Genomic DNA, 26014 nt, shown 5'->3' with positions numbered 1-26014 from the left:
CCCCGCACCCTCGATGTCGACGTCCCCCGCTCCCTCCCGCGCGAACGCTGCCGCGGCCCCCTCGACCCATGCCGGGCGCTTCCGGCCCGAGCTGCACGGCCTGCGTGGCCTCGCGATCGGTCTGGTGGTCCTGTACCACGTATGGTTCGACCGGGTCTCGGGCGGGGTCGACGTCTTCCTGTTCATCTCGTCGTTCCTGCTGGTCGGCACGTTCCTGCGGAGGATCGATCAGGGGGTTCCCACTCGCCCCCTGGCGTATTGGGCGCGCACCTTCAAACGGCTTCTGCCGCCGACGGCCGTGGTCGCCCTGGCAACCCTCGGCGGGGTGTATCTGCTGCTGCCGGCAGACCGCTGGATGCCGGCGATCACCGATGCGGCCGGGTCCCTGCTGCACATCGAGAACTGGGTGCTGATCCAGCGAGGCGTGGACTACTACGCGGCCGACGACTCGGTCGCCTCTGCCTTCCAGCACTTCTGGTCGCTGTCCATCCAGGGCCAGGTGTTCCTCCTGTGGCCTCTGGTCATCGCAGCGTCAGTGCTCATCGCGCGGTGGCTGCGGCGCCCGGCCCGGATGGTGCTCGCGATCGTGTTCGCCCTGGTGCTGCTCGCCTCCTTCGCCTGGTCCGTGTACTCCACCGCGACCCAGCAGGAGATCGCCTACTTCGATACCTTCGCCCGGCTGTGGGAGTTCGCCGCCGGTTCCCTGCTGGGTCTCCTCCTGCCGGTGTGGGAGGCGCGTCGCGACGGGCGCATCAGCCGGAGCGGCCCCGCCGGATCAATGCCGCGGATGGCCGTGGGATGGGTCGGGATCCTCGCCCTGATCGCCTGTGGCCTGCTGATCGACGTGCAGGGCGCGTTCCCGGGCTGGATCGCGGCCTGGCCCTTGCTGGCGGCGGCGCTCGTGCTGATCGCCGGGACCACCGGACACCGGTTCGGGGTGGACCGCCTGCTCTCGACCGCCCCGGCACGACTGCTCGGCGACATCTCCTACGGCCTCTACCTCGTGCACTGGCCGCTGCTGGCCCTCTACCTCGCCGCCACCGGGAAGGCCCGCGCCGGTGCGCTCGACGGTCTGGTGCTGATCCTGCTCTCACTGCTCCTCGCGTATCTTCTGACCCGACTCGTCGACAGCCCGATCCGACGCTGGCCGTGGGCGGGCGAGAAGGCCTGGCGGGGCGGCCTGGTCGCCGTCTCCTGCCTGGTGCTGGGGCTCGCCCCGGTGTTCGGGGCGCAGCAGTACCTGCTGGGTGCGCAGCGCGAGGCGGAGGCCCGCGCGGTGGCCGACAACCCCGGAGCCCGGGTCCTGGATCCCGACTACACGGTCCATCCCGAGGCCGATCCGGATGCCGCGGTCCTCCCCACCGCCGCCCTGATCAGCAAGGACTGGGTCTCCGGCAGCGAGGCCTGCACCGACGAGCTCGCCCCGCAGGACGCGGAGACCGAGCAGCTCGAGCCGATCTGCCGTGTGATCCCCGGAGATCCGGGCAAACCCGTGATCGTCAGCGTCGGCGACTCCCGGATGGAACAGCTCTCCGGCGCCCTGATCCCCTTGGCACAGCGGGAGGGGTGGACCCTCGTGACGATATGGAAGGGCGGCTGCACCTACGCCCCCGACCAGGAGCTCTCCCCCGACTGCGATGCCTTCGGCGACGCCGCCGACGCCTACCTGCAACGGGTGCAGCCCGAGGTGGTCGCCGCCACCACCACCGCCTTCGGCCGCGACGGCGCCGAGACGGTGCCCGACGGCATGGAGAGCACCCTCGGCGACCTCACCGCCTCAGGCTCCACCATCATCGCCATGCGGGCCCTTCCCCGCCTGCAGATCGACCCTCCGGTGTGCGTCGAGGAGACTGGTCAGGACGCCTCCGAGTGCGCCCCGCCGCTGCCCGAACCCCTCACGCAGGAACGGCCCGACGCCGAGATCCTCGCCGCGACCGACGGAGAGGTGCACGCCGTGGACCCGAACCCCCTGATGTGCCCCGACGGGGTGTGCGCCCCGGTCATCGGCAATGTCATGGTCTCCCTGGACCGCGATCACCTCACCGGCACGTACGCGGAGTCCATGCAGGGCGGGATCGACGCCCAGCTCGCCGAATCGGGCTTCCGCTGGTGACCGCCGAGCCCGCCTCCGCCTCGACCCACGCCGGCCGTTTCCGCCCCGAGCTGCATGGCCTGCGCGGCCTCGCCATCGGCCTGGTCGTCCTGTACCACGTGTGGTTCGATCGGGTCTCCGGCGGCGTGGACGTGTTCCTCTTCCTCTCCTCCTTCCTGCTGGTCGGAACCTTCGTGCGCCGCCTGGATCGCGGGGACGCGATGCGCCCGCTCGCCTACTGGGCGCGCACCTTCAAGCGCCTCCTGCCCCCGACCGCGGTCGTGGCCCTCGCGACCTTGGCCGGGGTGTACCTGATCCTGCCCCCGGACCGCTGGGTCCCTGCGATCCATGACGCGATCGGCTCCCTGCTGCACGTGGAGAACTGGGTGCTGGTCCAGCGCGGCGTGGACTACTACGCGGCCGACGACTCCGCGGCCTCCGCCTTCCAGCACTTCTGGTCGCTGTCGATCCAGGGCCAGATCTTCCTCGTCTGGCCCCTGCTCATCGCCGCCGCCGTGCTCACCGCGCGCCGTCTGCGCCGTGCACCGCAGTCCGTGCTGGCCGTGGTGTTCGGTGCGGTGCTGCTGCTCTCCTTCGGATGGTCCATCTACTCCACGGCGACGCAGCAGGAGATCGCCTACTTCGACACCTTCGCGCGAGCGTGGGAGTTCGCCGCCGGCAGCCTGCTGGGATTGGCGCTGCCGGCCTGGGAGGAGCGCCGGGACGCCCGGCGCGGTCGGCACCATCGACGAGCTGCGGCCCCGCCGTCGGTTTCCGTGCTCAGGATGGTCGCGGGCTGGACCGGCATCGTCGGCCTGATCTCCTGCGGTTTGCTGGTCGACGTCCAGGGCGCTTTCCCCGGATGGATCGCCGCCTGGCCGCTGGCGGCCGCGGCGCTGGTCCTCGCCTCCGGAACGACCGGTCACCGGTTCGGGGTGGACCGGGTGCTCGCTACCAGGCCCGCCCGGATCCTCGGCGACCTCTCCTACGGCCTGTACCTGGTGCACTGGCCGCTGCTCGCGCTCTACCTCGCCCATGCCGGGAAGGACCGCGCGGGCCTCGTGGATGGCCTCGTGCTGATCCTCCTGGCCCTCGTGCTCGCCTGGCTCCTGACCCGTCTCGTGGACACCCCGGTTCGCCGCTGGCGCTGGGCCGGGGCGCGCACCTGGCGCTCCGGTCTCGTCGCGCTCAGCGCTCTGGTGCTCGGGCTCTCTCCGGTGGTCGGTGCGCAGCAGCACCTGCTGAGCGAGCAGCGAGAAGCCCAGATGCGCGCCATCGCGGACAATCCCGGTGCCCGGGTCCTCGATCCCGAGTTCGCCCCGCATCCCGACGCCGACCCGAGCGCGGAGCTCCTGCCGACCGCGGCGGCCGTCGGCAGCGACTGGGTGTACGGCGACGAGGAGTGCTCGGGGGATCTCGCCCCGGCCGGCGAGGAGCGCGAGATGCTCGCCCGCTGCCGCGTCGTCCAGACGGATGAGGGCGCCCCGCTGCTGATCACGGTCGGGAACTCGCGGCTCGAGCAGGTCAGCGCCTCGATCATGGAGGTCGCGAAGGAGGAGGGATGGACCGTCGTCACCCTGTGGAAGGGCGGGTGCGTCTACACCCCGCACCACCGGGTCGACGAGGAGTGCAATCGGTTCATCGACGCCGCCCACTCGTACATCCGCCGGGCCTCCCCGGACGCCATCGTGCTCAACACCACCTTCAACCACCGCGATCAGGGCGAAGACGTCCTGGACGGGATGAAGGAGACCCTCGACGAGCTCGTCGACGACGGGACCCACGTGATCGCCATGCGGGACCAGCCTCGCCTTCCCGCAGATCCGCCGGCCTGCATCGCGGAGCACGGCCCGGAGAGCCCGGAGTGCACGCCAGCGATGAACCAGGACCTGACGCACGAGCGTCCGGATGCGGCCCTGCTCGCGGAGCTCGGCCCCGCTGTCCATCCGATCGACGTCAACGACCTGGTGTGCCCCCAGGACGTCTGCACTCCGGTGATCGGCAACGTGATCGTCTCCCTCGACGACGATCACATCACCGGGACCTATTCACGATCCATGCAGGACGGCGTCGCCGCACGACTCCAGGACGCGGGGTTCCGATGGTGACGCCGAGCGCCGGCCAGCACGCCGCAGCGCCCTCCGACTACCGCACCGAGCTGCACGGCCTGCGCGGCCTCGCCATCGGCCTGGTCGTGCTCTATCACGTGTTCATGGACCGGGTCTCCGGCGGCGTGGACGTCTTCCTGTTCATCTCGGCGTTCTTCCTCACCGGCAGCTTCGTGCGGCGCCTGGAGACGGGCAGACCCATCGCCCCGCTCGCCTACTGGGCGCGCACCTTCAAGCGCCTGCTGCCCCCCGCTGCAGTCGTGATCCTCGGGACCCTGGCCGCCGTGCGGCTGTTCCTGCCGGCGAGCACCTGGATGCCCACCATCCACGACGCCATCGCCTCGATCCTGCAGGTCGAGAACTGGCTGCTGATCCACCGCGGCGCCGACTACGAGGCCGACGCGAGCATCGCGACCTCTCCGCTCCAGCACTTCTGGTCGTTGTCCATCCAGGGGCAGGTGTTCCTGCTGTGGCCGCTGCTGTTCGCCCTGTGCGCGCTGCTCGTGCGTCGTGTGCGCATCTCCCCGCGCAGGATCCTGCTGATCACCTTCGCCCTGCTCGCCCTGGTCTCCTTCGTCTGGTCCGTGGTCTCGACCGCGACCCAGCAGGAGACGGCGTACTTCGACACCACCGCCCGGGTCTGGGAGTTCGCGGCCGGGTCCCTGCTGGCCCTGCTCCCGGACTCCGGTCTCGGCGAGCGCCCGCGCACCGCACGGGTCCGCCGCACCCGGGTGGCCCTGGGCTGGGCCGGACTGGCGGTGCTGATCTCCACCGGCGCCCTCATCGACGGCCGGTCGATGTTCCCGGGATGGATCGCCGCGGTCCCGCTGCTGGGCGCGACCGGGGTGTTCCTGGCCGGGACCAGTGGTTCCCGCCTCGGAGCGGATCGCCTGCTCAGCTCGAGACCGTTCACCCTCCTGGGCGACATCAGCTACGGGCTGTACCTGATCCACTGGCCGATCCTGGCGATCACCCTGCTGGCCACCGGGCGCTCCGCGGCCGGCCCCGTCCTCGGCCTCTCGATCATCGCGGTCAGCCTGGTCCTCGCCTACCTGCTGACCCGCTGGGTGGACACCCCGATCCGGCGCTGGCGATGGGCGAACATCTCGGCGCCGCGTGCGGGCCTGGTCGTCCTGTCGGTGCTGGTGCTCGCCCTGGGCCCCACCCTCGGCGCGAGGGCACTGCTGGAGCGGGCGGCCGACGAGGCCGAGCGCCGTGCGGTCGCCGACAATCCCGGTGCGCGGGTCCTGGATCCCGATTTCGTGCCGCACCCGGACGCGAACGGCGACGCCGCGCCGCTCCCGTCGGCCGCAGTCCTCACCCAGGACTGGGAGAACCTCGAAGCGGGCTGCGAGGGCGAGTTCGAGCCCGCGGACAAGGCCGTCGCGGATTCCTGCCGCATGATCGACGCCCCCGAGGGCGCGCCGGTGATCGTCGCGGTCGGCAACTCCCGGTTGGCGCAGAGCGCGGTCGCCCTCGAGGAGGCGGCCCGGGAGCATGGCTGGCGCCTGATCATCCTGCGCGCCCCCAGCTGCATGTTCACCCCGGGCATCGCCTCGTACCTGGGGCCGGAGTGCGACGCCCAGAACGACGCCGCCCTCGAGTACCTGCGCACCCTGCAGCCCGAGGCCGTCGCCGTCTCGACGACTATGGTCCTGCACGAGGGGCCCGAACGGGTCAGCCCGGTCACGGAGCAGACGGTGCCCCAGCTGCTCGACGAGGGATTCGAGGTGATCGCCCTGCGCGATGCGCCGCGCGTGGCACAGGACCCCGTGGCCTGTCTGGAGGCGGGCGGCACCCCGGAGGACTGCACGCAGCCCCTCGACCCCGCGGTGATGCCGCAGGAGCGCCCGGACGCCGCAGTGCTCGCGGAGCTGTCCGATCGCGGTCCGGGCGGGCTGTACCCGGTGGACCTGCTCCCGGTGATCTGCCCCGGGTACTCGTGCCCGCCGCTGATCGGCAACATCCACGTCATGTTCGACGAGGACCATGCCACCGCGACCTACATGCGGTCCACCGGCGAGGAGACCGACCGGCAGCTCACCGAGGCCGGTTTCGGATGGTGACTCAGACGCCCTCGACGGAGCGTCGGGCGATCTGCTCGACGACCGCGATGACCTCGCGCGCCCGCGTCACGTTCTCGTGGTCCGGGCCGTACTCGCGCTGGGCGTCCTTCAGCAGCTCGTCGACCTGGTAGAACGCATCCTCGAAGTGCCCTGCCTCGGCCGTGGCCTCGGCGAGCTCGCCGCGCAGCGCGATCGCCTCCGGGGTCAGGGACTCACCGTGCTCGAGCAGGTCGAGCAGGCGTCGGGTGGCGTCGTGGACGCGCTGCTGCGGGGTGCTCATCGCGGTCTACTCCGGGGGCAGGTCGGTGGTCGGGGGCAGGGATGATCCTACGCGGGCAGTAGTCTGGGCAGGCCATGGAGATCAATCCCTACGAGTCGCGTCTGCGCATGCTGCAGCAGATCGACGGCGTGCAGATGCAGCGCGAAGCGGCCCCCGACGAGGAGACCGCTGGATGTCCGGGATGCCCGTACTTCTGGACCTGCCCCGTCCCGCACCGCGGCGAGGAGGTCAAGGCACCCCTGGAGATCGAGCTCGCAGACGTGCAGGACGATATCGGCCCGCGCGCCGCATACCAGCCGCGCGACGAGACCGACGTCGGCTGGACCGACGACTGGGTCGACGAGAACGGTCACCGCCTCGAGCAGGCGGAGCTCGCGGAGATCACCGCGCCGGAGCCGCCGGAGCCAGCACCGAGCCCTGGTGACCGCGGTCGCCGACGAGTCCCCCGCCGCGGCCTGTTCCGCCGCCGCGGCTGAGCTCGAGAGTCCGGGTCAGGCGTCCAGCGGGGCGCTCGACCCGGCGTCGGCGTCCACGGGGCAGCGCCCCTCGCGCAGCGCGACGCGGCCGAGATCCGCAGAGGACAGCGCCGCGGCGACCTCGCCGTCCAGGCGCGGCGGGACCGTGCGGTCCACGCGCATCCAGCCCGCCGGGGAGACCTCGCCCCCCTCGCCGTTCTCGCCCGGAGATGCCTCCGCGGCGTCGCGAACAGTGGAGATGTCGATCCCGAAGATGGTGTGGAAGGCCTCGACGTACGCGTCGGCGAAGCCGGTCTCGGCGAGGTGTCGGGCGCGTTCGGCCGGCTGGTGCATGACCTTCGCGAGAATCTTGCGGATGCTGCGTTCGAGCACGTCGGCGGTCTCCCCGGCGACGTCGCGGCGCAGGCGGTCGATCTCGTCGTCGGCGGAGTCGGCCACCTCACGGCGCAGAGCGGCCATCGCGGGGTCGATCCGCCGCACCTCCTGCTGCACCCGGAAGGCCTCGACGTTCTCCGCGACGATCCCCCGGGCGGTGACCAGCGCCGGATCATCCGTCACGTCGACGCCGACCCTCAGATCGGTCAGACCGAGCACGGTGACGCCCTTGAGGTGACGCACCAGCGGGTGCAGGTCGGAGTGCAGGGCGAGGTCCAGCACGACGGTGCGACCCGCCGCGAGGAACTGCTCGGGGAACAGGGAGGTGCCGCGACCGGAGCAGGCCAGCACCAGATCGGCGTCGGCCAGCGCCGCATCCAGGCCGTCCGGTTCGATGATCGTGGCACCGTGGCGCTGCGCGAAGCCCGCGGCGCGCCCCGAGGGCGAGAAGACCCGCAGGTCGGTGACGCCGCGGCGGGCGAGGTCGGCGAGGCCCAGTCGGGCGTAGGCGCCGGTGCCGACGATGAGGGCGGTGCGCCCCTCGAAACCGCCCAGCTCGATGCCGGCCCGATCCACCGCGACGGCCGCGCCGGAGCGCCCGGCGGCGCCGACGGGTGCCTGGGTGGCGACCTGCTTCGCGCAGCGGAAGCCGTGCTGGAAGAGGTCATGGAGCATGGAGGTGGTGCGGCCGTCCCGGCGCGCGGTCTCGTAGGCCTGGCGCACCTGCCCGGCGATCTCGGCCTCGCCGAGCACCAGGGAGCGCAGTCCCGAGGTGACCTCGTAGAGGTGCAGCGGGACCGGGGCGTCCATCGCCGCGTCGAAGCAGAGGGAGACCGCCTCGCGCTCGAGTCCGCTGGTGCGGGCGATCGCGTCGATCACGAGATCCAGACCCTCGTGGAAGCGGTCGGTGTCGAGGTACACCTCGAAGCGGTTGCAGGTGCTCACCACGACCTGGCCGGCGACCACCGGGGCGGCCCCGGTCGCGGCGGTGCGCTGCGTCTGGAGCTCCTCGATGACCGCGGGGAGGGTGTCCGCACCCCGGGTGAGGGCGTCGAGCACATCGAGATCGACGTGCTCGTGGGTGGCGCGGAGGGCAGCGAGCATGGGCGCCAGTGTAGGCCTGCCCGGCGGCGTGTTCCACGCTCTCGGGAAGCATGTGCACAATAGGTGCGTCATGACACAGAACAGCACGTCAGAGCCACCTTTTGCCGACATCGCGTCAGATAGTTCGCGACGCGTGTCAGAAACCGGGATCGCCGCAGGCCCGGCCGTTGGCACCACCCCTGACACCCCCACTCCGGCCCCGTCCTCCATCCGCCCCGAGACCCCTGCCGAGCTCTCCGCGCTGCCCGCCGAGCACCCCGCCCGACGGCCCGTGGCCGAGGGCGGTGTGGCAGGCGCCTCTGTCCTGAGGGAGCTCCGGGGTGACCGAGCAGACACCCCCAGCGTGTGGTTCATGCGACAGGCCGGGCGCTCCCTGCCCGAGTACCGCTCCCTGCGCGAGGGCACCACGATGCTCGACTCCTGCGTGCGCCCCGACATGGCGGCGGAGATCACCGTGCAGCCCGTGCGCCGCCACCGGGTCGACGCCGGCATCTTCTTCTCCGACATCGTGGTCCCGGCCCGCCAGGCGGGCCTCGGGGTCGAGATCCAGCCCGGTGTGGGCCCCGTCTTCGATCACCCGATCCGCACGGAGGCCGACGTCGACGCCCTGCCCGCGCTCGGCGACGACTACGAGGCGGCCCTCGAGCCGATCCGAGAGGCCGTGCGCCTGACCGTCGCGGAGCTCGGCACCACTCCCCTGATCGGATTCGCCGGCGCCCCTTTCACCGTGGCCAGCTACATGGTCGAGGGCGGGCCCAGCCGTGACCACCTGCGCACCCGCGCGCTGATGCGCTCCCAGCCCGAGGTGTGGGCGCGCCTCGCCGCCTGGGTCGCGGAGCTGTCCGGTCGCTTCCTGCGCGCCCAGGTGCTCGCGGGCGCCTCCGCCGTCCAGCTGTTCGACTCCTGGGTGGGGGCGCTGAGCGCCGATATGTACACCACCCATGTGCAGGCGCACTCCGCCGCGGCCCTCGCCCGGGTCTCGGATCTGCCGGTGCCGCGCATCCACTTCGGTGTCGGCGCCGCGCACCTGCTCACCCCGATGTGGGAGGCCGGCGCGACCGCGATGGGGGTGGACCACCGGCTGCGCCTGGACCAGGCGCTCGACATCCTGCCCGCGGGGACCCCGGTGCAGGGCAACATCGATCCCGCCGTGCTGTTCACCTCTGAGCAGGCCCGCTTCGAGGAGGCGCGCGCCGTCCTCGACGCCGGTGCGCGCGCGAGCGGGCACGTGGTCAACCTCGGCCATGGCGTCGCGCCGGATACGGACCCGCAGGTCCTGACGGACCTGGTGAGCTTCCTCCACGAGCAGGACGCGCACCGGGCATGACGCAGCGCACCCTCGTGATCGGCGGCGGACTGGCCGGGCTGCTCGCCGCCCGGCGCCACCAGCGCGCTGGGCGCCAGGTGGTGCTCCTGGAGGCCGGCCGGAGCGTCGGCGGCGCGATCGCGGCCACCACGGTCGCGGACGTCGCGCTGAACGCCGGCGCCGAGGCGTATTCGACCGGCTCCGGCGCGGTCGACGCCCTGGTCACCGAGCTCGGCCTCGCAGGGCGGGTCCAGTCCCCCCGCGAGGGCCTGGGCAGCCGCGTGGTCTCCGACGCCGGGGCGCACCGCGCCCCGGGAGCCTCGCTGCTGGGTATCCCGTCCCGTCCGCTCGCGGCCGACGCGCGCGCCGTGCTCGGCTGGCCCGGTGCCCTGCGCGCGAGCCTCGAGCGTTTCCTGCCCTCCGGCTACGGAGCCCGCCCCGGCGCGACCGTCGCGGAGGTGGTCCGCGACCGACTCGGACCCAAGGTGCTCGAGCGCCTGGTGGCCCCGGTGGTCGGCGGGGTGCACTCTGCGGATCCGGCCACCCTCGAATTCGCCGCCGCCTCGCCGCAGCTCACCACCGGCCTGGCGGAGCACGGTTCCCTGACGGCCGCCGTGAAGCGCCTGCGCGGCGGTTCCACCGCGAGCGCCGGCACCCGCGTGCACAGCCTGTCGCCCACCATGGCGGCCCTGCCCGAAGCGCTGGCCGCGCAGATCCTGGCCGACGGCGGGGTCCTGCGCACCGGCGTCGAAGCCGCGAGCACCGCACACTCGAACTCGGACTCGGACTCGGACTCGAGCTGGACTGTCCGCACCACCGGCGACGAGACGCTCCAGGCAGACCACCTGGTCCTCGCCTGCCCGCCCGATACCGCCCGGGGCCTGCTCCTCGAGGCGGTGCCGGAGATCGCGGCCGCCATCCCGCAGGCCCCGTCGGCCGCGGTGCGCCTGGTGGCGCTCGTGCTCGACGCGCCGGCGCTGGACGCCTTCGCCTCCGGCACCGGCGCCCTGGTCGCGCCGGGCACCACGGGGATCCGCGCGAAGGCGCTCACGCATGCCAGCGCCAAGTGGGAGCACGTGCAGCGCCTGGCCCGCGAGGCCCTGCCGTCGGCCGAGAGCCCTCACGTGGTGCGGCTGTCCTACGGGCGTCCCGGCGAGGAGCTGCCTGAGCGGGGCTCCCTCGTGGATCTCGCCCTCACCGACGCCTCCCGCATCCTCGGCGTGGAGGTCGGGCGCGAGCACCTGCTCGACGCATGTGTGATCGACTGGGACCGCGCCATGCGCCAGTCCCTGCCGGGGCATCGCGCAGCCCTCGACGCGCTGGGCGGCCTGCTCGAGACTCTCCCGCCGGCGCGCACCCTCGAACTCGTCGGCTCCTGGAGGGCCGGCACCGGCATCGACGCGATCGTCCGCGCCGATGCCGCGTCCCCTGCATGACGACCTGCATGACGACTCGCACGACCAGCACCTCACCTGCGACGGAAGGACCCCGTTCATGACCGACACCCAGCACCCCGGACCCGCCACGGACACCACCGATCCCGAAGCGCTCGCGAAGATCACCCGCTACACGAGCTACACCGTGTTCCGTCGGCTCTCCGGGCTCACCGAGGACGGCGAGGTCACCCCCGAGCAGATCACCACCGCGCTCGGCGAGGCGACCCAGCTCATGGAGGCTGAGGGCGTCGAGATCCTGGGCTTCTACGACGTCTCCGGCTTCCGCGCCGAGGACGACCTCATGCTGTGGCTGTCCGCCGACAGGCCCGAGGCGCTGCAGTCCGCCCTGCGCGAGTTCGAGAACTCGCTGCCGGGGACCTGGCTGAACCGTGAATGGGCCTCCGTCGGCGTGCACCGCATGGCCGAGTTCGCGAAGGGCCACGTCCCGTCCTTCATGGTCCCCAGCGCCCAGCGCAAGCAGTGGATCACCGTGTACCCCTTCGTGCGCAGCTACGACTGGTACCTGCTGCCCGACGACGAGCGCAACCGCCTCTTGCGCGAGCACGGTCTGCTGGGCCGCGACTTCCCGCAGGTCAACGCCAATACGGTGGCGGCCTTCGCACTCGGCGACTACGAGTGGCTGCTGTCCTTCGAAGCGGATGACCTGCACGACCTGGTCGACATGATGCGCCACCTGCGCTACTCCGACGCCCGCCTCCACGTGCGCGACGAGCTGCCGTTCCACACCGGTCGCCGCCTCGCGTCGCTCGAGGACGTCGCCGCCCTGCTCGCCTGAGCCCGCTCCGATCATCTGAAGGAACACCCGTGACTGACACCGCACCGATGATGCAGCGCCCCCGCGCCGTCGATCCCGCGTCCCCCACCCACACCCGTCGCGGCGAGGCCACGCCGTTCGACGCGATCCTGTTCTCGTCCTTCGGCGGGCCCGACGGGCAGGAGGACGTGATCCCCTTCCTGCGCAACGTGACCCGTGGCCGCGGGATCCCGGACGAGCGCTTGGAGGAGGTGGCGGGCCACTACCGCGCCCTCGGCGGTCGCAGCCCCATCACCGCGCAGAACGAGGCGATGATCGCCGCGCTCGAGCAGGAGCTCGCCCGCCGTGAGATCGACCTGCCCGTCTACTTCGGCAACCGCAACTGGGCGCCCTACAACGCCGACGCGGTGCGGGCTCTGCACGCCGACGGCCATCGTCATGCTCTGGGCCTGGTGACCAGTGCCTACTCCTCCTACTCTTCGTGCCGGCAGTACCGCGAGGACTTCGGGATGGTGCTCGAGGAGACCGCCCTGGCGGGCGAGGTCAGCATCGACAAGGTGCGCGTGTACTTCAACCATCCGGGCTTCCTGGAGCCGGTGGTCGATTCCCTGGGCCGCGCACTCGCGAGCCTCGCAGTGCAGGGCCATGACGCCGAGCGCGTCGCCGTGCTGTTCTCGACCCACTCGGTGCCCACGGCCATGGCCGCGGCCTCCGGCCCCGAGGAGACCCGGGTGGAGGGCTCCGGCGGCTGGTACGTCGAGCAGCACCTGGCCGCGTGCCGCTGGGTCATGGACCAGCTGCACGACGACTCCCCGGAGCTGCCGGACTGGCAGTTGGTGTACCAGTCCCGCTCCGGCGCCCCGCACACCCCGTGGCTCGAGCCCGATGTCAACGACGTGATCGCCCAGCTCGCCGCCGACCAGACGGCCGACGCAGTGGTCGTGGTCCCGATCGGGTTCGTCACCGATCACGTCGAGGTGGTCTGGGACCTGGACACCGAGGCGAAGGAGACCGCACAGGAGCACGGCCTGGCTTTCCGTCGCGTGGCGACCTCCGGTGAGAATCCCCGGTTCATCGCGGCGCTGGCCGACCTGATCCAGGAGCGGCTGGACGCGGACTTCCCGCGCCGTGTGGTCACCGACTTCGGCGGCACCCCCGATGTGTGCGGGGTGAACTGCTGCGTGGGTCGGATGTGCCGCCCCACCACCAGCGCCCTGGACTCCGCACAGGACGTCGAGCGCGCCCGCGCCGAGGCCGTCACAGCCGGTACCTCGTCATGACGTCCCTGTCACCGCTCCTGTCACCGCTGCAGATCGGCACCCGCGCCTCGAAGCTCGCCCTGACCCAGTCGCAGCAGGTGGGCGAGGCACTGGTGGCCGGCACCGGGCGCGAGGTCGAGCTGGTGCACGTGAGCACCCACGGCGACCTGGACCGCACCAGCCCGCTCGCACAGATCGGCGGCACCGGCGTGTTCGTCACCGCCGTGCGCCAGGCCCTGCTGGACGGGAAGGTCGACGTGGTCGTCCACTCCTGCAAGGACCTGCCCACCGCACCGCTCGAGGAGATCGCCCTGGCCTGCATCCCGGCACGGGAGGACCCGCGCGACGCGCTGTGCGCCCGTGACGGGATGACCCTGGACCAGCTCCCGACGGGGGCGAGGATCGGCACCGGTTCGCCGCGTCGAGCGGCCCAGCTGCTGCGTGCCCGCCCGGACCTGGAGGTGCTGGGGATCCGCGGCAACATCGAGACCCGCCTGGCCCGCGCCCTCGGCGCCGAGGCGGACCTCGACGCCGTCGTGCTCGCCGCCGCCGGCCTGCAGCGTGTGGGCAAGGGCGACGTGATCAGCCAGCTGCTCCCGGTCGAGGTCATGCTGCCGGCGCCCGCACAGGGTGCGCTGGCCGTGGAGGTGACTCTCGCCGCGCTCGAGGGCGCCTCCCCGGACTCCGCTCCGGCCTGGTTCGGCGAGGCGCTGACCGCGGTCGATGACCCCGCCACCCGCGCTGCGGTCACCGCGGAGAGGGCCCTGCTGCGCACCCTCGAGGCCGGCTGCTCCGCGCCGGTCGCGGCCTTCGCCGAGATCGACGGCGGGGAGCTGTCCCTGCGCGCGCTCGCGATCCGCACCGACGGTTCCCATGTCGTCGAGGGGACGGCGCGCGTCGCCTTCGACCTCGCCGACGATGATGCGTCGGGCGCCGACTCGATCCCGTACCTGCTGGGCGCGGAGCTCGCCGACGATCTGCTGGAGCGGGGCGCCGGCGAGATCCTGGCCGAGGCGAAGGCCTGATGAGCGCGCCGATGCCTTCCCGCCCTGTCCTGGTCACCCGACCGGCGGAGCGGGGGGACGCCCTGATGTCCCGACTCGAGGAGCTGGGCATCCCGGTCGAGCATCGGCCGCAGATCCGCCTCGTCCCGGAGACGGGCGGGGAGCTGGCCTCGGCGCTCGAGAGCCTCGCTGCGGGGGCCTTCACGCATCTCGTCGTCACCTCCCGCAGCGCAGTAGACGCGATGGGCCCGGTCGCCGTGCCACCGGCCACACAGATCGTCGCCGTCGGCGAGGGCACCGCTGCGGCCCTTGCCGCGGCCGGCATCCCGGCCGATCTGGTCGCCGCGGGCTCGGGGGCGGCAGTGGTGGAGGCGATGCCGGACGCCGACAGGGGGGCCTCCGTCCTGTTCCCGGCGTCGGCCGCTGCTTCTGCGACCGTGCCCGAGGGGCTCGCAGCCAAGGGCTACCGCGTGCACCGGGTGACCGCCTACCGTCCGGAACTGCTCGAGCTGCCCGCGGCGACCATCCGCACCCTGACCGGTGGCGGGTACGCCGCGATCGTGCTGACCAGCCCGATGATCGCCCGCGCCGCGGCCGGGATCGGCGTCCACGAGTCCACTGCCGTGGTCACGATCGGCGCCCCTACCAGCGACGCCGCCCGCGGCGCCGGGATGCGGGTCGCCGTCCAGGCCGAGGAGCCCACCGACGAGGCCCTCGCCCGCGCGGTCCAGGCTGCCCTCGCGTCGCCTCCGGGCGCCGGCCCTGCTGTCCCTGCTCCCTCTGACCCCTGACCCTCTGCCCCCGGACCTCTGTCCCCGGACCTCTGCCCCCGTCGCTCGAAGGAGTGCCCCCCCATGACCAGCCCGATGCCCGTCGGCCCCACCCCGATCGACCGCCCCCGACGCCTGCGGTCGAACACCGCGATGCGCTCCCTCGTGCGGGAGAACACCCTGCGCCCCGCGGATCTGGTGCTGCCGATGTTCGTGCGCGAGGGCGCGAGCGAGAGCTCCCCGATCAGTTCGATGCCCGGCGTCGTCCAGCATTCGATGGACTCGCTGGTCGCGGCGGCGACGGAGGCCACCGAGCGCGGCGTCGGCGGGGTGATGATCTTCGGAGTGCCGGAGCGCAAGGACGCGATCGGCTCCGGCGCGACCGACCCGGACGGCATCCTGAACCGGGCGCTCACGCGCCTGCGCTCCGAGCTGGGGGACTCGACCGTGATCATGGCCGATCTCTGCCTGGACGAGTTCACCGATCACGGCCACTGCGGAGTGCTCGACGCCGATGGTCGCGTCGACAACGATGCGACGCTGGTCCGGTACCGCGAGATGGCGCTCGCGCAGGCCGCAGCGGGTGCTCACCTGTTGGGGCCCTCCGGCATGATGGACGGCCAGATCGCCGCGATCCGCGAGGCGCTCGACGACGCCGGGTACCTCGACACCGCGCTGTACGCGTACACCGCGAAGTACGCCTCTGCCTTCTACGGGCCGTTCCGCGAGGCCGTCGATTCCTCGCTGCAGGGTGATCGCCGCACCTACCAGCAGGATCCGGCGAACGGCCGCGAGGCGCTGCGCGAGCTGGAGCTGGACCTGGCCGAGGGCGCGGATCTGGTGATGGTCAAGCCCGGGCTGCCGTATCTCGACGTGCTGCGGGACGTGGCGCAGGCCTCCCCTGTTCCCGTCGGTGCCTACCAGGTCTCCGGCGAGTACTCGATGATCGAGGCCGCGTCCGCGCACGGCTGGATCGATCGCGACCGCACCGTGCTGGAGTCGCTGCTGGCGTTCCGTCGGGCGGGCGCCTCGACCGTGCTGACCTACTACGCGAGCGAGGTCGCCGGCTGGTACCGCGACGGCCTGCCGGCGCATCTGCGTGAGTTCCTGTGACCCCACCCCTCGCGTGCTGACCGCTCCCACCAGCTGCGCCCTGCCCGCACCCGACCGTCCTGCTCCCGCAGTCCGACAAGGAGAACCCTCATGACCACCACCTCCTCCGCAGATCTCTTCACTCGCGCACAGAAGGTGATCCCCTCGGGGGTCAACTCGCCGGTGCGGGCCTTCGGCTCCGTCGGCGGGACCCCGCCGTTCCTCACCTCGGCCAAGGGCGCCCTGCTGCACGACGCCGACGGCCGCGAGTACGTGGATCTGGTGGGCTCCTGGGGGCCCATGATCCTTGGGCACGCGAACGATCAGGTCGTCGACGCGGTGCGCGAAGCCGCCGGTCGCGGGCTGTCCTTCGGGGCGCCCCAGCCCGGTGAGGTGACGCTCGCCGAGGAAGTCGCCTCCCGCATCGCGCCGATCGAGCAGCTGCGCCTGGTCAACTCCGGGACCGAGGCGACGATGAGCGCTCTGCGGGTGGCCCGCGCGGCGACCGGCCGCGATGTGGTCGTGAAGTTCGCCGGCTGCTATCACGGGCATGTCGACGCGCTGCTGGCCGAGGCCGGCAGCGGCGTGGCCACGTTCGCGATGCCCGGCTCGGCCGGCGTGACGGCGTCCACCGCGCGCGACACCGTGGTGCTGCCCTACGGCGACCGGGATGCGGTCACGGCACTGTTCGCCGAGCGTGGCGGCGAGATCGCCGCGGTGATCACCGAGGCGGCGCCCGCGAACATGGGAGTCGTCCCGCCGCGGGAGGAGGGCGGGGTCGGCTTCAATCGCTTCCTGTCCGAGACTGCGCACGCCAGCGGCGCGCTGCTGATCAGCGATGAGGTGCTCACCGGATTCCGAGCGAGCCGCGAGGGCTATTACGGGATCGACGGCCCCACCGGCACGCACGATGCCTGGGCCCCGGATCTGATGACCTTCGGCAAGGTCATCGGTGGTGGCCTGCCGGTGGGGGCGTTCGGTGGCCGCCGGGACCTGATGGGCCTGCTGGCACCGGCAGGGCCGGTCTACCAGGCGGGCACCCTGTCGGGAAATCCGCTGGCCACCGCGGCGGGGCTGGCGACCTTCGCGGGGCTCGACGATGCGGCGTATTCGACGCTCGGCGCGGCATCGCGCACCCTGCAGCAGCTGGTGGCGGACGCGTTCACCACGGCAGGCGTCCCTCACGTGATCCAGAGCGCCGGCACGCTGTTCTCGGTGTTCTTCCGCGAGGAGCCGGTGGTGGGCTACGAGGACGCGAAGGCGCAGGACACTGCCGCTTTCACTCGGTTCTTCCACGCCATGCTGGAGGCGGGTGTCTACCTGCCGCCCTCGGCATTCGAAGCCTGGTTCGTCTCCACCGCGCACACCGAGGAGGTGCTGGACCGCATCGCCGAGGCGCTCCCGGGCGCGGCGAAGGCGGCCGCGGCGGCCTGAGAGGTGCGCGGCCGGTCGGCGCTGGTTCATTCCCGGTGCCGGCCGTGGCGTCGCGGACGGTCGGCCTCTGCTGACCGGCCCGATCGCCTGGGCGGTCTGGTTCGTCCGGTCGTTCTTGGTCGTCCGGTCGTGCTTGGTCTTCCAGTCGTGCTGGATCGCCCCTCCTGATGGAGGCCGCCGGCCCGCCCGGTCGTCGTGGTGCTTCGCCCGGCGCCGCGCCATCGTCGCGATACGTTCGCTGCACTGCTCCGAAGACGGCGGGCCGCGCCATCTTCCGGCCGAGCGCCCGTCTCGCGAGGCGGACGTCGTCCGGGCCCCGCATCGTTGTCCGGGCCTCGAGCCTCGTGGGTCCCGACGGGTGTTCCCTCGGTTGCGTCGCCAGCGTCGCGCGCATCTGCGCGGCCGCGAGAATCTGGTCGGGTGAGCGCATCGGGCGTGGTGGTGCGGGTGACTCCGGTACGGCTGGTCCACGTGACCCGGTGGCCCGGGACATTCGGATCGGTCTCGCGCTCGACGCTTCGGACCTGCTGCTCCTTGTCGTTGCAGAAGCCGCAGAGGCCCTCGCCGTTGTCGAGGCAGGTGTGACCCCCGGCCGCATAGGGCCGGATGTGGTCGGTCTGTCGGATAGGAGCGTCGCAGAAGGGCCCGCGACATGTCATGTCCCGCCAGAGCACGAATCTCGCGAGCGCTCGCGGGAACGCTCGTGCGATGGATTCCACGGCGACGAGTTCGCCGGTGGTCGGGTGCGTGTAGAGCCTCCGCAGGGTGGCACGGGCGGCGGGCCCGTCGTCGCCGAGCGCCGTGTCCATGTCGTTCTTCCGGTTGCTGAGCACACTGCGCAACTCCTCACGGATGGACTCGGAGGGGACAGGGCCGTAGCCCTCGATCTGGGCGATGTCGCCGCGGCTCGGGGTGAACAGGGCGCGATCGGTGATGATGACGCCGATGTCGAGATCGGTGGCGTCCATGCCCCCCTCGTGGCCCAGCAGGGTGGCAGTGAAGGAGTCTGCCTGGATCGCCTGGTGCCCGCGACGGTCACCGTGTGCGCGCAACTGCTCTGCTTCCAGGGAGAGACGCTTGCCGATCTTCGCAGCGTCAAGAGCTGGAAGGCGTGCAGACACCGTCGCCATACCGTGCTCCCCCGGGCGCACGGTGACATGGCGACGAGTGCGCGCATGCTGGTGGCGCTTCCTCTCACCGCCGGGATCGACCGCTTCGATCAGACCGGCGATCTCGCGCTTCCACCGCTTCCTGCCGGCGGCATCCAGCGTCGGCAGCCGGTCCCCGAGATGGCGGTCGACCTCTTCGCGCTGTTCTGGTGCCAGGGGCGCGAGCGAGTTCGCCGTGCTGTGGACGACGTCTGCTGCGACCTTGCCGCTCAGGAGCGCGTGGAACATCTGGGGCATCGACTCCACGAGGCGTCGACAGGAGCCGACGGAACGGCCGGCAGCGGCCGGCGAACGCCGGGTGATCATCGAGAGCTCACGGGCCGCAGTTCGTTCCGACTGCTCGTCGGTCTCCTCGACAGGTATCGCAGTATCGCTATCCTGCGCGGCGTCCGCCAGGGCCTCGGCGCGCGCTTCCCGGCGGAACGCATCGGCCAGGTCGACCACCGCACGGGCCTCCAGGGCATCCATCGCGGCCCGCTGTTCATGCAGACGCCCGAGCACGGCGGCATAGTGCTGAGGCTCGTACTCCGCGGCCCCGAAGATCGCACCGGGTTCGGCAGCGAGCTCCGCGAGGAGGAAGGACTGATCACCGAGCAGCTCGGCGAGCGCTCGAGGGCCTGCTTCACGCACACCGTCGAGCTGACGCTGGACGGGGTCCTCAGCGTGAGCGTCGAAGTCGTGCACGGAAGCCGTCATGCACCCCATTCTTTCGCGGTGCACCCGCACAGGGAAGGCCTTGAAGAAGGATGTGGAAAACTTCGAGTGGGGAGGGACGATTATCGCTCGCGGGCTTCTGGCGACCCGGCCAGACGTCATCAGATCGCGACCCAGGTCCGCTCAACTGCGCAGGTTCGGCGACACGGGCAGACCATCGTCGCTGGCCAGCGGAACATGGAGCTCTATCCTCCCCGCAAGGGGCCCACCCGAGTGCCGCGAACATGCACCCGTCACTTCTCGCATTGTGGATAACCATCATCTGTGGAGGAAAAATGATTACACGGGAGTCATGGGCTGCATTTCTCTCCCTGACCTCCGCACTGTGGAAAAGCGTCCAGTGGGGAGGGAAGATCGCCGACTCCCCTGCCGCCGGCGCACTCTGCTGACGCCCCGAGTCAGCATGCGACAGTTCGTGACGGGAGGGTCGACAACGTCCGGTCCGGCCACGCACGATGGAGGCGTGTCGTCAGCAGTGCTCGACGCATCGCTCCGTAGCTCAGCCCGGTAGAGCAGCTCCCCCATAAGGAGGCGGTCGCTGGTTCGAATCCCGCCGGAGCGTCCCGAAGTCTGCACGTCCCCAGCTCTCCGACGGGGCCTCGACCCGCAGGAGCACCACGATTCTGCGATCATCTCCGTGCTCCGCATCTCGCCCCCGCCGGGCCGTCCACCTGGCGGGCACCCCGTTCTCGGTGTTCTTCCGCGAGCAGCCGGGGAGAACTCCCCATGGTCGTGGCGGACAGTTCGCCATAGCATTCTGGGACCGACAACCCCGCAAGGAGCGCGGGGACGCCCCGTGCTGGTTGAGCCGTTGCCCCGGCCCGCGCAGCGGGCCTCGATTTCGAGGAGCGACGATGATCCCCTCCCCCAGCCGCCGGAAGCTGCTCGGCGCGAGCGTTCTGCCTGTGGCGCTCTCCCTGGCCGGATGTGGCCTCTTCCGTGGGACCGGTGGCGCTGGCGAGGAACCGGTCTACGCGGACGGCCCCGCCACCGTGGACCCGTCGGCCTCACCGGAACGTTGCCTGTCGGCCGACGAGGCAGCGCTGAGATCTCGTCCCACCCCTCCAGAACGCAGCGACATCGGCCCGGAGAACGAAGCGACCCCGGAGGACCACCTGTCGGCGTACGGGTTGGCTCTGTTCGCGGGCGGTGACCGGATCGCCGCCAACCAGTCGTCGGACGCGCTGATGCTCGGCGAGTCGGACACCTTCGGGACGGTGGTGTGGAACACCGCCGACGGATCGATCATCGAGTCCTACGACAACGGACTCATCGGAGCTATCGCCGCCCACCCCGACGGGCGCCTCGCCATCGCCGGCGCTGCGAACGTCGAGATCCGGGAGAGCGACGGCGAACTGCTCCGGGCCCTCACCGGAGGCGACGAACCATTCGGCCCCATCGTCGGCCACCTCATCAACGATCTCGCCTTCACCGCAGACGGCTCCCGCCTGGTGGTGCTCGGCGCCGACGGACGCGTCACCGTCTGGAACATCGACGCAGACACCTGCGAGATCGAGCACGAACTCGCCACAGAACTCACCTCCGTGATCGCGCTCAGCATCTCCCCCGCAGACGACAGCCTCGCCCTCTGCGGGGAGGGAGGCCCGGTCGAACTCTGGGACCCGAACACCGGAACGCGAACAAGCACTGCGCGGGACATCCCGGGAACCGCTGCCGGACTGGCCCACGCCGACGACGGCACGCTGATCATCTGCACCGACGACGACCAGGCAGTCCACGCCCTCTCCCCCTCCGGGTCGCTGACCACCGGCCCGACCCTCACGAACTCGGGCCCCTACTGGGCGGCAACCGCCCCCGGAGGACGCGTCGCCGTCGTGTCCAGAGGCGGCAACCGGGTCCACCTCTGGGAGCGCGAGACCGGTGAGACCACGGAGCTTCCCGTCGTGCCGGGCTCCGTGGGCCGGCTGGTGTTCTCACCCGACGGCGGCACCCTCTTCGGCGCTTCCCCGGCGCAGGGTGTGATCGCCTGGTCCGGATCGGACGACTGGCTCCGCTTCGAGACCCCCTGACGATCGCCGCGTCGCCGACGCCGAGAAGCCTCCGACGACCCTCCACGACGCTCGGCGTCGGCCGATGACGAAAACCTCGACGGTACTCCTCGCTCTTCCGCTGTCTGAGCCCGTCGCACCCACCCCGTAGCCTCGACGCTGACACCCGCCGCTGCGGGACCCGACCCCCGAGGAGCACCGTGCGCATGGCGCTGACCACCAAGAAGCCCGTGCTGAGTCGCCTCACCCTGTCCGCGCTGGAGCACGGCGACGTCGATGAGCTCGAGGAGCACGGCAGCTACGAGGGCCTCAGCATCGAGGGGGCGGACCTCTCGGGCCGCGACCTGACCGGCGCGACCTTCACCGAATGCGAATTCGTGGGCGTCACTGCGCACGAGACGGTGCTGCAGTCCTCGCGCCTGATCGAGACCCGGATCGAACGCCTCAATGCTCCCGTGCTGGATGCGACCCGCTCCACCTGGCGGGACGTGGAGATGACCGGCTCCCGCCTGGGCGCCTGGGACATCTACGACGCGCAGGTCCGCTCGACCCGCATCGTCGGCAGCAAGTTCGACTGGATCAATCTGCGCTCCTCGACCCTCGAGGACGTCCTGTTCGAGGACTGCATGATCGAGGAGCTGGATCTGAACGGCGCCGTCGCGACCCGCGTCTCCTTCCTCAACTGCCGCGCCGGCAGCGTCTCCCTCGCCCACGCGCGATTGCAGGACGTGGACCTGCGCGGTCTCGAGATGGGCGCGATCAGCAATCTGGAGGGGATGGCCGGGGCGACGCTGGATGCCCAGCAGGTGACCGCCCTGGCGCCGGCCTTCGCGAATCATCTCGGGATCCGCCTGGAGGGGTGAGGCAGGCACCCGCTACCCTGGCGCCCGAACCTGCTTCCCGACGAAGGAGTCGACCGGTGACCGGAATCCGTGCCCTCACGCTCGTCCTCGAGGACCCCTCGGTCGCCGCGGCCGAATTCCACGACGTCCTCGGCTGGACGGTCGAGGCGGACTACGGCAGCTTCGCCTCCGTGACCTCGCCCGACAGCATCCCGCTGTGGATCAATGCCCCGGCAGACGGCCAAGCGACCACTCGTGGCGTGGTGGTCCACGTGACCTGCGACGACGTCGACGCGGCCTTCGCCCACGCGGTCACCGCCGGGGCCCGGGTGGTTCGCGAGCCGACGGATATGGACTTCGGCGAGCGCTCGGCCTGCGTGGCCATCGCCGCCGCTGCGGGCGTCACGATCGATTTCTCCCGGCCCCTGGGCTGATCGCTTTCCATCCCTGGGCAGCAGAACGCGGGCCGAGGTAGTCCTCAACCCGCGCCTGATCACAGATCGTACGCTCAGCCGCGCCGGCTGACCCGCTGCTTCTTCGAACTGATCTCGCCGGTGTTGAACCCGGCCAGGTGCAGCCCGCCGTGGAAGCGGGCGTGCTCGATCTTCAGGCAGCGGTCCATGACCACGTCCAGGCCCGCACGCTCGGCGACCGCGGCGGCCTCCTCGTGCCAGGAGCCCAGCTGGAACCAGATCGCCTTCGCCCCCACCTCGACGGCCTCGGCCGCCACGCCCGGCAGATCGTCGTGCCGGCGGAACACGTCCACCAGGTCCGGCACCACCGGGAGGTCGGCGAGCGAGTCGTACGCCGGCCGCCCCAGGATCGTCTCGGCTCGCGGGTTCACGAAGTACACCTCGTACGGCGAGCTGGAGAGCAGATAGGTCGCCACGAAGTAGCTGGCCCGCGACGGATTCGCCGAGGCGCCGACGATCGCGATGCTCCGGGTGCGGCGCAGGATGCTGAGCCGCTGCGGGGCCGAGGGGCCCTGCCAGGTGCGCGCGGGGGCGTCGACGTCGGCCGCCGGGACCGCGCAGGCGGCGCCTGCGCCCTGGACACTGATCTGGTTCATCGCGAGACTCCCGTCGCCGCCGTGATCGCTTGGTCGAGGTCCCACAGGATGTCGTCCACGTCCTCCAGGCCCACGGAGATGCGGATCAGATCCGGTCGCACCCCGCCCGCGAGGAGCTGCTCGGGGCTGAGCTGCTGGTGGGTGGTGGAGGCCGGATGGATCACCAGGGTACGGGCGTCGCCGATGTTCGCGAGGTGCGAGGCCAGCTGCAGGTTCTCCATCACCTTCTCGCCGGTGGTGCGGGCCGCGGCGGCGCGCTCCTCGTCGGTCCCGAACGTGCCGACGGGCTCCACCCCGAAGGCGAACACGGCACCGGGGCCCAGCGGCAGGTACTTCTGCGCGCGCTCGGCGTGCGGATGCGAGGGCAGGCCCGCATAGGTCACGAAGGACACCCGCGGATCCTCATCGAGCCACTGCGCGACCGCACCAGCGCCCGCGAGGTGGGCGTCCATGCGCTGCGGGAGCGTCTCGACGCCCTGCAGCAGCTGGAAGGCGGACTGTGCGGAGAGCGCCGGTCCGATGTCGCGCAGCTGTTCGGAGCGCAGTTTGGTCAGGAAGCCGTACTCGCCGAAGTTCGCCCACCACTGGACGCCGCCGTAGGACTCCACGGGCTCCGTCATCGACGGGAAGTTCCCGTTGCCCCAGTCGAAGCGGCCGGACTCGACGACCACCCCGCCGAGCGTCGTGCCGTGCCCGCCGAGGAACTTGGTGGCGGAGTGGATGACGATGTCGGCCCCGTGCTCGAGCGGCCGCGCCAGGTACGGCGTGGCCAGGGTCGCGTCGACCACGAGAGGCACACCGTGCTCATGGGCGAGCGCGGCGAGCCCCTCGAGGTCGGCGATCTCCCCGGAGGGGTTGCCGATCATCTCGACGTACAGCACCTTCGTCTCCTCGCGGAACGCCGCGCGGAAGTCCTCCGGGTCGGAGGAGGGCACGAAGGTGGTCTGCACGCCGAAGCGGCGCAGGGTGACATCGAGCTGGGTGACGGTGCCGCCGTACAGCTGCGAGGACGCGACGACATGATCGCCAGCGCCGACGAGAGCCGCGAAGGTGATGAACTCGGCGCTCATCCCCGAGGCGGTGGCGACCGCGCCGATCCCGCCCTCCAGCGAGGCGATGCGCTCCTCGAAGGCCGCAACGGTGGGGTTGCCGATGCGGGAGTAGATGTTGCCGTACTTCTGCAGCGCGAACAGGTTCGCGGCGTCGGCCGCATCGTCGAAGACGAACGACGTGGTCTGATAGATCGGCACCGCGCGGGCGCCGTGGACGGCGTCGGGCGTGCCGCCCGCGTGCAGCGCGCGGGTGCGGAATCCGAAGGTGCGCTCCGGGGCCGATGGAGTCGCGGCCGACGGGGTGGCGTCGGGGGTGCCCGGCTGGGTCTGCTCGTTCATGCGGCGGCCCCTGCCTTGGCCGGGTGATCCGCCGGCAGCGTCTCAGCGGTCGCCGCCTCCGCCTCCTGTGCGCTCACGCCGGGGACGACGGGGAGCAGGTCGGTGTTCAATTCGGTGCCCTGGGCGCGAGCGAGGTCCTTCTCCTTCTCGCGCACGATCGGCATCACGTCGCGGCCGAAGGCGGCGACCTCCTCCTGGAAGTGGAGGTAGCAGGTCAGCAGGAGGTTCACGCCCACCTTCTTGTACTCGATGATGCGATCCGCGATCTCCTCGGGGGTGCCGATGAGGCGGGTCTTGAAGCCGTCGTTGTACTGCACGAGGTCCTCGAAGGAGGAGTCGGCCCACATGCCCTTGCCGTCCTTCGTGGACGCTCCGGCCTCCTGCACGGCCTGCTTGAAGCCCTCCACGGCAGGGCGGTGCGCTTTGGCGACGATCTCGCGCAGGGTCTCCTCCGCCTCCTTCCGGGACTCGCGGGCGATGACGAAGCCGTTCAGCCCGAACTTCGGCTGGCGGCCGGCCTGCTGCGCGGAGGCCAGCACCCCGGCGACGTTCTCCTCGTACCCCTCGAGGGTGCGACCGTTGGAGAAGTACCAGTCGGCGACGCGACCGGCGACGCCCTGGGCGGCGGTGGAGTTGCCGCCGAAGAAGATCTCCGGGTGCGGGCGGCCGGGCACGTCCACCGGCTTCGGGGAGAGGGTGAAGTCGTCGATCGAGTAGTACTGGCCGTCCTGGCTGTACCCGTTCTCGGTGAGCAGTCCGCGCAGCGCGCTGATGAACTCCTCGGTGCGCACGTAGCGCTCGTCGTGCTCGAGCCAGGGCAGGCCGAACTTCACGAACTCGTCCTTGAGCCAGCCGGAGACGATGTTCACCGCGGCGCGTCCGCCGGAGAGGTGGTCGGCAGTGATCAGCCACTTGGCGAGCACACCCGGATGCCACATACCGGGGTGGAAGGCGGCGATCACGCGCAGGCGCTCGGTCGCGCCGAGCAGGGCCATGGAGAAGGCAGAGGCCTCGTGCTGCTTGTCCGCGCCGTAGCTGGCGGCGTAGCGGGTCTGGGTCAGGGCGTACTCGAAGCCGGAGTTCTCGGCGATCTGCGCGAGGCGCGAGTTGTACGGCAGCTGCCAGTCGGTGCGCTGCTCGATCGTGGAGACGACGAGGCCGCCGGAGACGTTCGGCACCCAGTACGCGAACTTCAGCGGCGTCTCGAGAGTCGAGACGGGGACGATGGTGGTCATGGGTCCTC

The 26014-nt window shown here is 71.4% G+C and carries 21 protein-coding genes and 1 tRNA gene; 16 read left to right on the top strand and 6 right to left on the bottom strand.

Annotation, left to right across the window (positions count from 1 at the left end; genetic code table 11):
* Nucleotides 1–13: 13 nt before the first annotated feature.
* From INT51_RS19045 to INT51_RS19035, 3 genes are read left to right on the top strand one after another with little or no spacing between them, the layout of a single operon-like run.
* Entirely contained in the window at nt 14–2113 is a 2100-nt protein-coding gene (locus INT51_RS19045; protein ID WP_193106931.1) for an acyltransferase family protein, read from the top strand.
* Nucleotides 2110–4200: an acyltransferase family protein gene (locus INT51_RS19040; RefSeq protein ID WP_304502258.1), complete on the top strand. Its 2091-nt coding sequence runs from the start codon at nt 2110–2112 to the stop codon at nt 4198–4200. Before INT51_RS19045 ends, INT51_RS19040 begins: the two co-directional genes overlap by 4 nt.
* Nucleotides 4194–6266, top strand: coding sequence for an acyltransferase family protein (locus tag INT51_RS19035; protein ID WP_193106930.1), 2073 nt, complete (start codon nt 4194–4196; stop codon nt 6264–6266). The genes INT51_RS19040 and INT51_RS19035 overlap by 7 nt, the downstream gene beginning before the upstream one ends.
* Before the next feature lies 1 nt (nt 6267).
* Here the strand turns inward: INT51_RS19035 and INT51_RS19030 are convergent, their stop codons facing one another.
* On the bottom strand, nt 6268–6546 hold the full coding sequence (locus INT51_RS19030; protein ID WP_193106928.1) for a hypothetical protein: 279 nt from the start codon (nt 6544–6546) through the stop codon (nt 6268–6270).
* Between the two features lie 74 nt (nt 6547–6620).
* On the opposite strand from INT51_RS19030, the gene INT51_RS19025 reads away from it, so the two are divergent.
* Nucleotides 6621–7022, top strand: coding sequence for a hypothetical protein (locus tag INT51_RS19025; RefSeq protein ID WP_193106926.1), 402 nt, complete (start codon nt 6621–6623; stop codon nt 7020–7022).
* 15 nt (nt 7023–7037) lie between these two features.
* On the opposite strand, the gene INT51_RS19020 is transcribed toward INT51_RS19025, so the two are convergent.
* On the bottom strand, nt 7038–8501 hold the full coding sequence (locus INT51_RS19020; protein ID WP_193106924.1) for a glutamyl-tRNA reductase: 1464 nt from the start codon (nt 8499–8501) through the stop codon (nt 7038–7040).
* 286 nt (nt 8502–8787) lie between these two features.
* On the opposite strand from INT51_RS19020, the gene hemE reads away from it, so the two are divergent.
* The 8 genes from hemE to hemL all read left to right on the top strand — a co-directional run bounded on the left by hemE (nt 8788) and on the right by hemL (nt 17577).
* Nucleotides 8788–9828: a uroporphyrinogen decarboxylase gene (gene hemE / locus INT51_RS19015; RefSeq protein WP_193106957.1), complete on the top strand. Its 1041-nt coding sequence runs from the start codon at nt 8788–8790 to the stop codon at nt 9826–9828.
* Nucleotides 9825–11243 carry an NAD(P)/FAD-dependent oxidoreductase gene (locus INT51_RS19010; RefSeq protein WP_193106922.1) on the top strand — a complete coding sequence of 473 codons (1419 nt, stop codon included), beginning with the start codon at nt 9825–9827 and terminating at the stop codon, nt 11241–11243. The genes hemE and INT51_RS19010 overlap by 4 nt, the downstream gene beginning before the upstream one ends.
* 58 nt (nt 11244–11301) lie before the next feature.
* On the top strand, nt 11302–12039 hold the full coding sequence (gene hemQ / locus INT51_RS19005; protein WP_193106920.1) for a hydrogen peroxide-dependent heme synthase: 738 nt from the start codon (nt 11302–11304) through the stop codon (nt 12037–12039).
* 47 nt (nt 12040–12086) lie between these two features.
* Nucleotides 12087–13298, top strand: a complete 1212-nt coding sequence (locus INT51_RS19000; RefSeq protein ID WP_370540836.1) for a ferrochelatase — start codon at nt 12087–12089, stop codon at nt 13296–13298.
* The gene (gene hemC / locus INT51_RS18995; protein WP_193106919.1) at nt 13295–14302 is read left to right on the top strand and encodes a hydroxymethylbilane synthase; all 1008 of its coding nucleotides are present in this window, start codon (nt 13295–13297) and stop codon (nt 14300–14302) included. The genes INT51_RS19000 and hemC overlap by 4 nt, the downstream gene beginning before the upstream one ends.
* Nucleotides 14303–14313: 11 nt before the next feature.
* The gene (locus INT51_RS18990; protein WP_226985937.1) at nt 14314–15072 is read left to right on the top strand and encodes a uroporphyrinogen-III synthase; all 759 of its coding nucleotides are present in this window, start codon (nt 14314–14316) and stop codon (nt 15070–15072) included.
* 63 nt (nt 15073–15135) lie between these two features.
* Nucleotides 15136–16164 (top strand): porphobilinogen synthase, encoded by a 1029-nt coding sequence (gene hemB, locus INT51_RS18985; protein ID WP_193106917.1) that lies wholly within the window; start codon nt 15136–15138, stop codon nt 16162–16164.
* 90 nt (nt 16165–16254) lie between these two features.
* Nucleotides 16255–17577, top strand: coding sequence for a glutamate-1-semialdehyde 2,1-aminomutase (hemL, locus tag INT51_RS18980; RefSeq protein ID WP_193106916.1), 1323 nt, complete (start codon nt 16255–16257; stop codon nt 17575–17577).
* 26 nt (nt 17578–17603) lie between these two features.
* Here hemL and INT51_RS18975 read toward each other — a convergent pair whose 3' ends face one another.
* Entirely contained in the window at nt 17604–19442 is a 1839-nt protein-coding gene (locus tag INT51_RS18975) for a DUF222 domain-containing protein (protein ID WP_193106914.1), read from the bottom strand.
* A 506-nt stretch (nt 19443–19948) separates the two neighbouring features.
* Between INT51_RS18975 and INT51_RS18970 the strand changes: the two genes are divergently transcribed.
* From INT51_RS18970 to INT51_RS18955, 4 genes are all read left to right on the top strand, one after another.
* Nucleotides 19949–20022: transfer RNA gene (locus INT51_RS18970), tRNA-Met, on the top strand.
* A 292-nt stretch (nt 20023–20314) separates the two neighbouring features.
* The gene (locus tag INT51_RS18965) at nt 20315–21490 is read left to right on the top strand and encodes a WD40 repeat domain-containing protein (protein WP_193106912.1); all 1176 of its coding nucleotides are present in this window, start codon (nt 20315–20317) and stop codon (nt 21488–21490) included.
* A gap of 185 nt (nt 21491–21675) precedes the next feature.
* Nucleotides 21676–22332: a pentapeptide repeat-containing protein gene (locus INT51_RS18960; RefSeq protein WP_226985936.1), complete on the top strand. Its 657-nt coding sequence runs from the start codon at nt 21676–21678 to the stop codon at nt 22330–22332.
* Nucleotides 22333–22388: 56 nt separating this feature from the next.
* On the top strand, nt 22389–22745 hold the full coding sequence (locus tag INT51_RS18955; protein WP_193106908.1) for a glyoxalase/bleomycin resistance/extradiol dioxygenase family protein: 357 nt from the start codon (nt 22389–22391) through the stop codon (nt 22743–22745).
* Nucleotides 22746–22819: 74 nt separating this feature from the next.
* On the opposite strand, the gene INT51_RS18950 is transcribed toward INT51_RS18955, so the two are convergent.
* Genes INT51_RS18950 through sfnG form a run of 3 tightly spaced genes read right to left on the bottom strand, consistent with a single transcriptional unit; the run spans nt 22820 to nt 26006 of the window.
* On the bottom strand, nt 22820–23380 hold the full coding sequence (locus INT51_RS18950) for a CoA-binding protein (RefSeq protein WP_193106907.1): 561 nt from the start codon (nt 23378–23380) through the stop codon (nt 22820–22822).
* On the bottom strand, nt 23377–24771 hold the full coding sequence (locus INT51_RS18945) for an O-acetylhomoserine aminocarboxypropyltransferase/cysteine synthase family protein (protein WP_193106906.1): 1395 nt from the start codon (nt 24769–24771) through the stop codon (nt 23377–23379). Before INT51_RS18945 ends, INT51_RS18950 begins: the two co-directional genes overlap by 4 nt.
* Nucleotides 24768–26006: a dimethylsulfone monooxygenase SfnG gene (gene sfnG / locus INT51_RS18940; protein WP_193106905.1), complete on the bottom strand. Its 1239-nt coding sequence runs from the start codon at nt 26004–26006 to the stop codon at nt 24768–24770. Before sfnG ends, INT51_RS18945 begins: the two co-directional genes overlap by 4 nt.
* Between the last annotated feature and the right edge of the window lie 8 nt (nt 26007–26014).

The organism is Brachybacterium sp. FME24, assembly GCF_014897705.1.
In the GTDB taxonomy this organism is placed as follows: domain Bacteria; phylum Actinomycetota; class Actinomycetes; order Actinomycetales; family Dermabacteraceae; genus Brachybacterium.
Note: the sequence above shows the minus strand (reverse complement) of the source record. Positions and strands in the feature narration are given on the sequence as shown.

Coding starts and splice junctions, on each gene's coding strand:
- INT51_RS19045 (WP_193106931.1), top strand. CDS start 14: ATGTCGACGTCCCCCGCTCCCTCCCGCGCGAACGCTGCCGCGGCCCCC.
- INT51_RS19035 (WP_193106930.1), top strand. CDS start 4,194: ATGGTGACGCCGAGCGCCGGCCAGCACGCCGCAGCGCCCTCCGACTAC.
- INT51_RS19030 (WP_193106928.1), bottom strand. CDS start 6,546: ATGAGCACCCCGCAGCAGCGCGTCCACGACGCCACCCGACGCCTGCTC.
- INT51_RS19025 (WP_193106926.1), top strand. CDS start 6,621: ATGGAGATCAATCCCTACGAGTCGCGTCTGCGCATGCTGCAGCAGATC.
- INT51_RS19020 (WP_193106924.1), bottom strand. CDS start 8,501: ATGCTCGCTGCCCTCCGCGCCACCCACGAGCACGTCGATCTCGATGTG.
- INT51_RS19010 (WP_193106922.1), top strand. CDS start 9,825: ATGACGCAGCGCACCCTCGTGATCGGCGGCGGACTGGCCGGGCTGCTC.
- hemQ (WP_193106920.1), top strand. CDS start 11,302: ATGACCGACACCCAGCACCCCGGACCCGCCACGGACACCACCGATCCC.
- INT51_RS19000 (WP_370540836.1), top strand. CDS start 12,087: ATGATGCAGCGCCCCCGCGCCGTCGATCCCGCGTCCCCCACCCACACC.
- hemC (WP_193106919.1), top strand. CDS start 13,295: ATGACGTCCCTGTCACCGCTCCTGTCACCGCTGCAGATCGGCACCCGC.
- INT51_RS18990 (WP_226985937.1), top strand. CDS start 14,314: ATGCCTTCCCGCCCTGTCCTGGTCACCCGACCGGCGGAGCGGGGGGAC.
- hemB (WP_193106917.1), top strand. CDS start 15,136: ATGACCAGCCCGATGCCCGTCGGCCCCACCCCGATCGACCGCCCCCGA.
- hemL (WP_193106916.1), top strand. CDS start 16,255: ATGACCACCACCTCCTCCGCAGATCTCTTCACTCGCGCACAGAAGGTG.
- INT51_RS18975 (WP_193106914.1), bottom strand. CDS start 19,442: ATGACGGCTTCCGTGCACGACTTCGACGCTCACGCTGAGGACCCCGTC.
- INT51_RS18965 (WP_193106912.1), top strand. CDS start 20,315: ATGATCCCCTCCCCCAGCCGCCGGAAGCTGCTCGGCGCGAGCGTTCTG.
- INT51_RS18960 (WP_226985936.1), top strand. CDS start 21,676: ATGGCGCTGACCACCAAGAAGCCCGTGCTGAGTCGCCTCACCCTGTCC.
- INT51_RS18950 (WP_193106907.1), bottom strand. CDS start 23,380: ATGAACCAGATCAGTGTCCAGGGCGCAGGCGCCGCCTGCGCGGTCCCG.
- INT51_RS18945 (WP_193106906.1), bottom strand. CDS start 24,771: ATGAACGAGCAGACCCAGCCGGGCACCCCCGACGCCACCCCGTCGGCC.
- sfnG (WP_193106905.1), bottom strand. CDS start 26,006: ATGACCACCATCGTCCCCGTCTCGACTCTCGAGACGCCGCTGAAGTTC.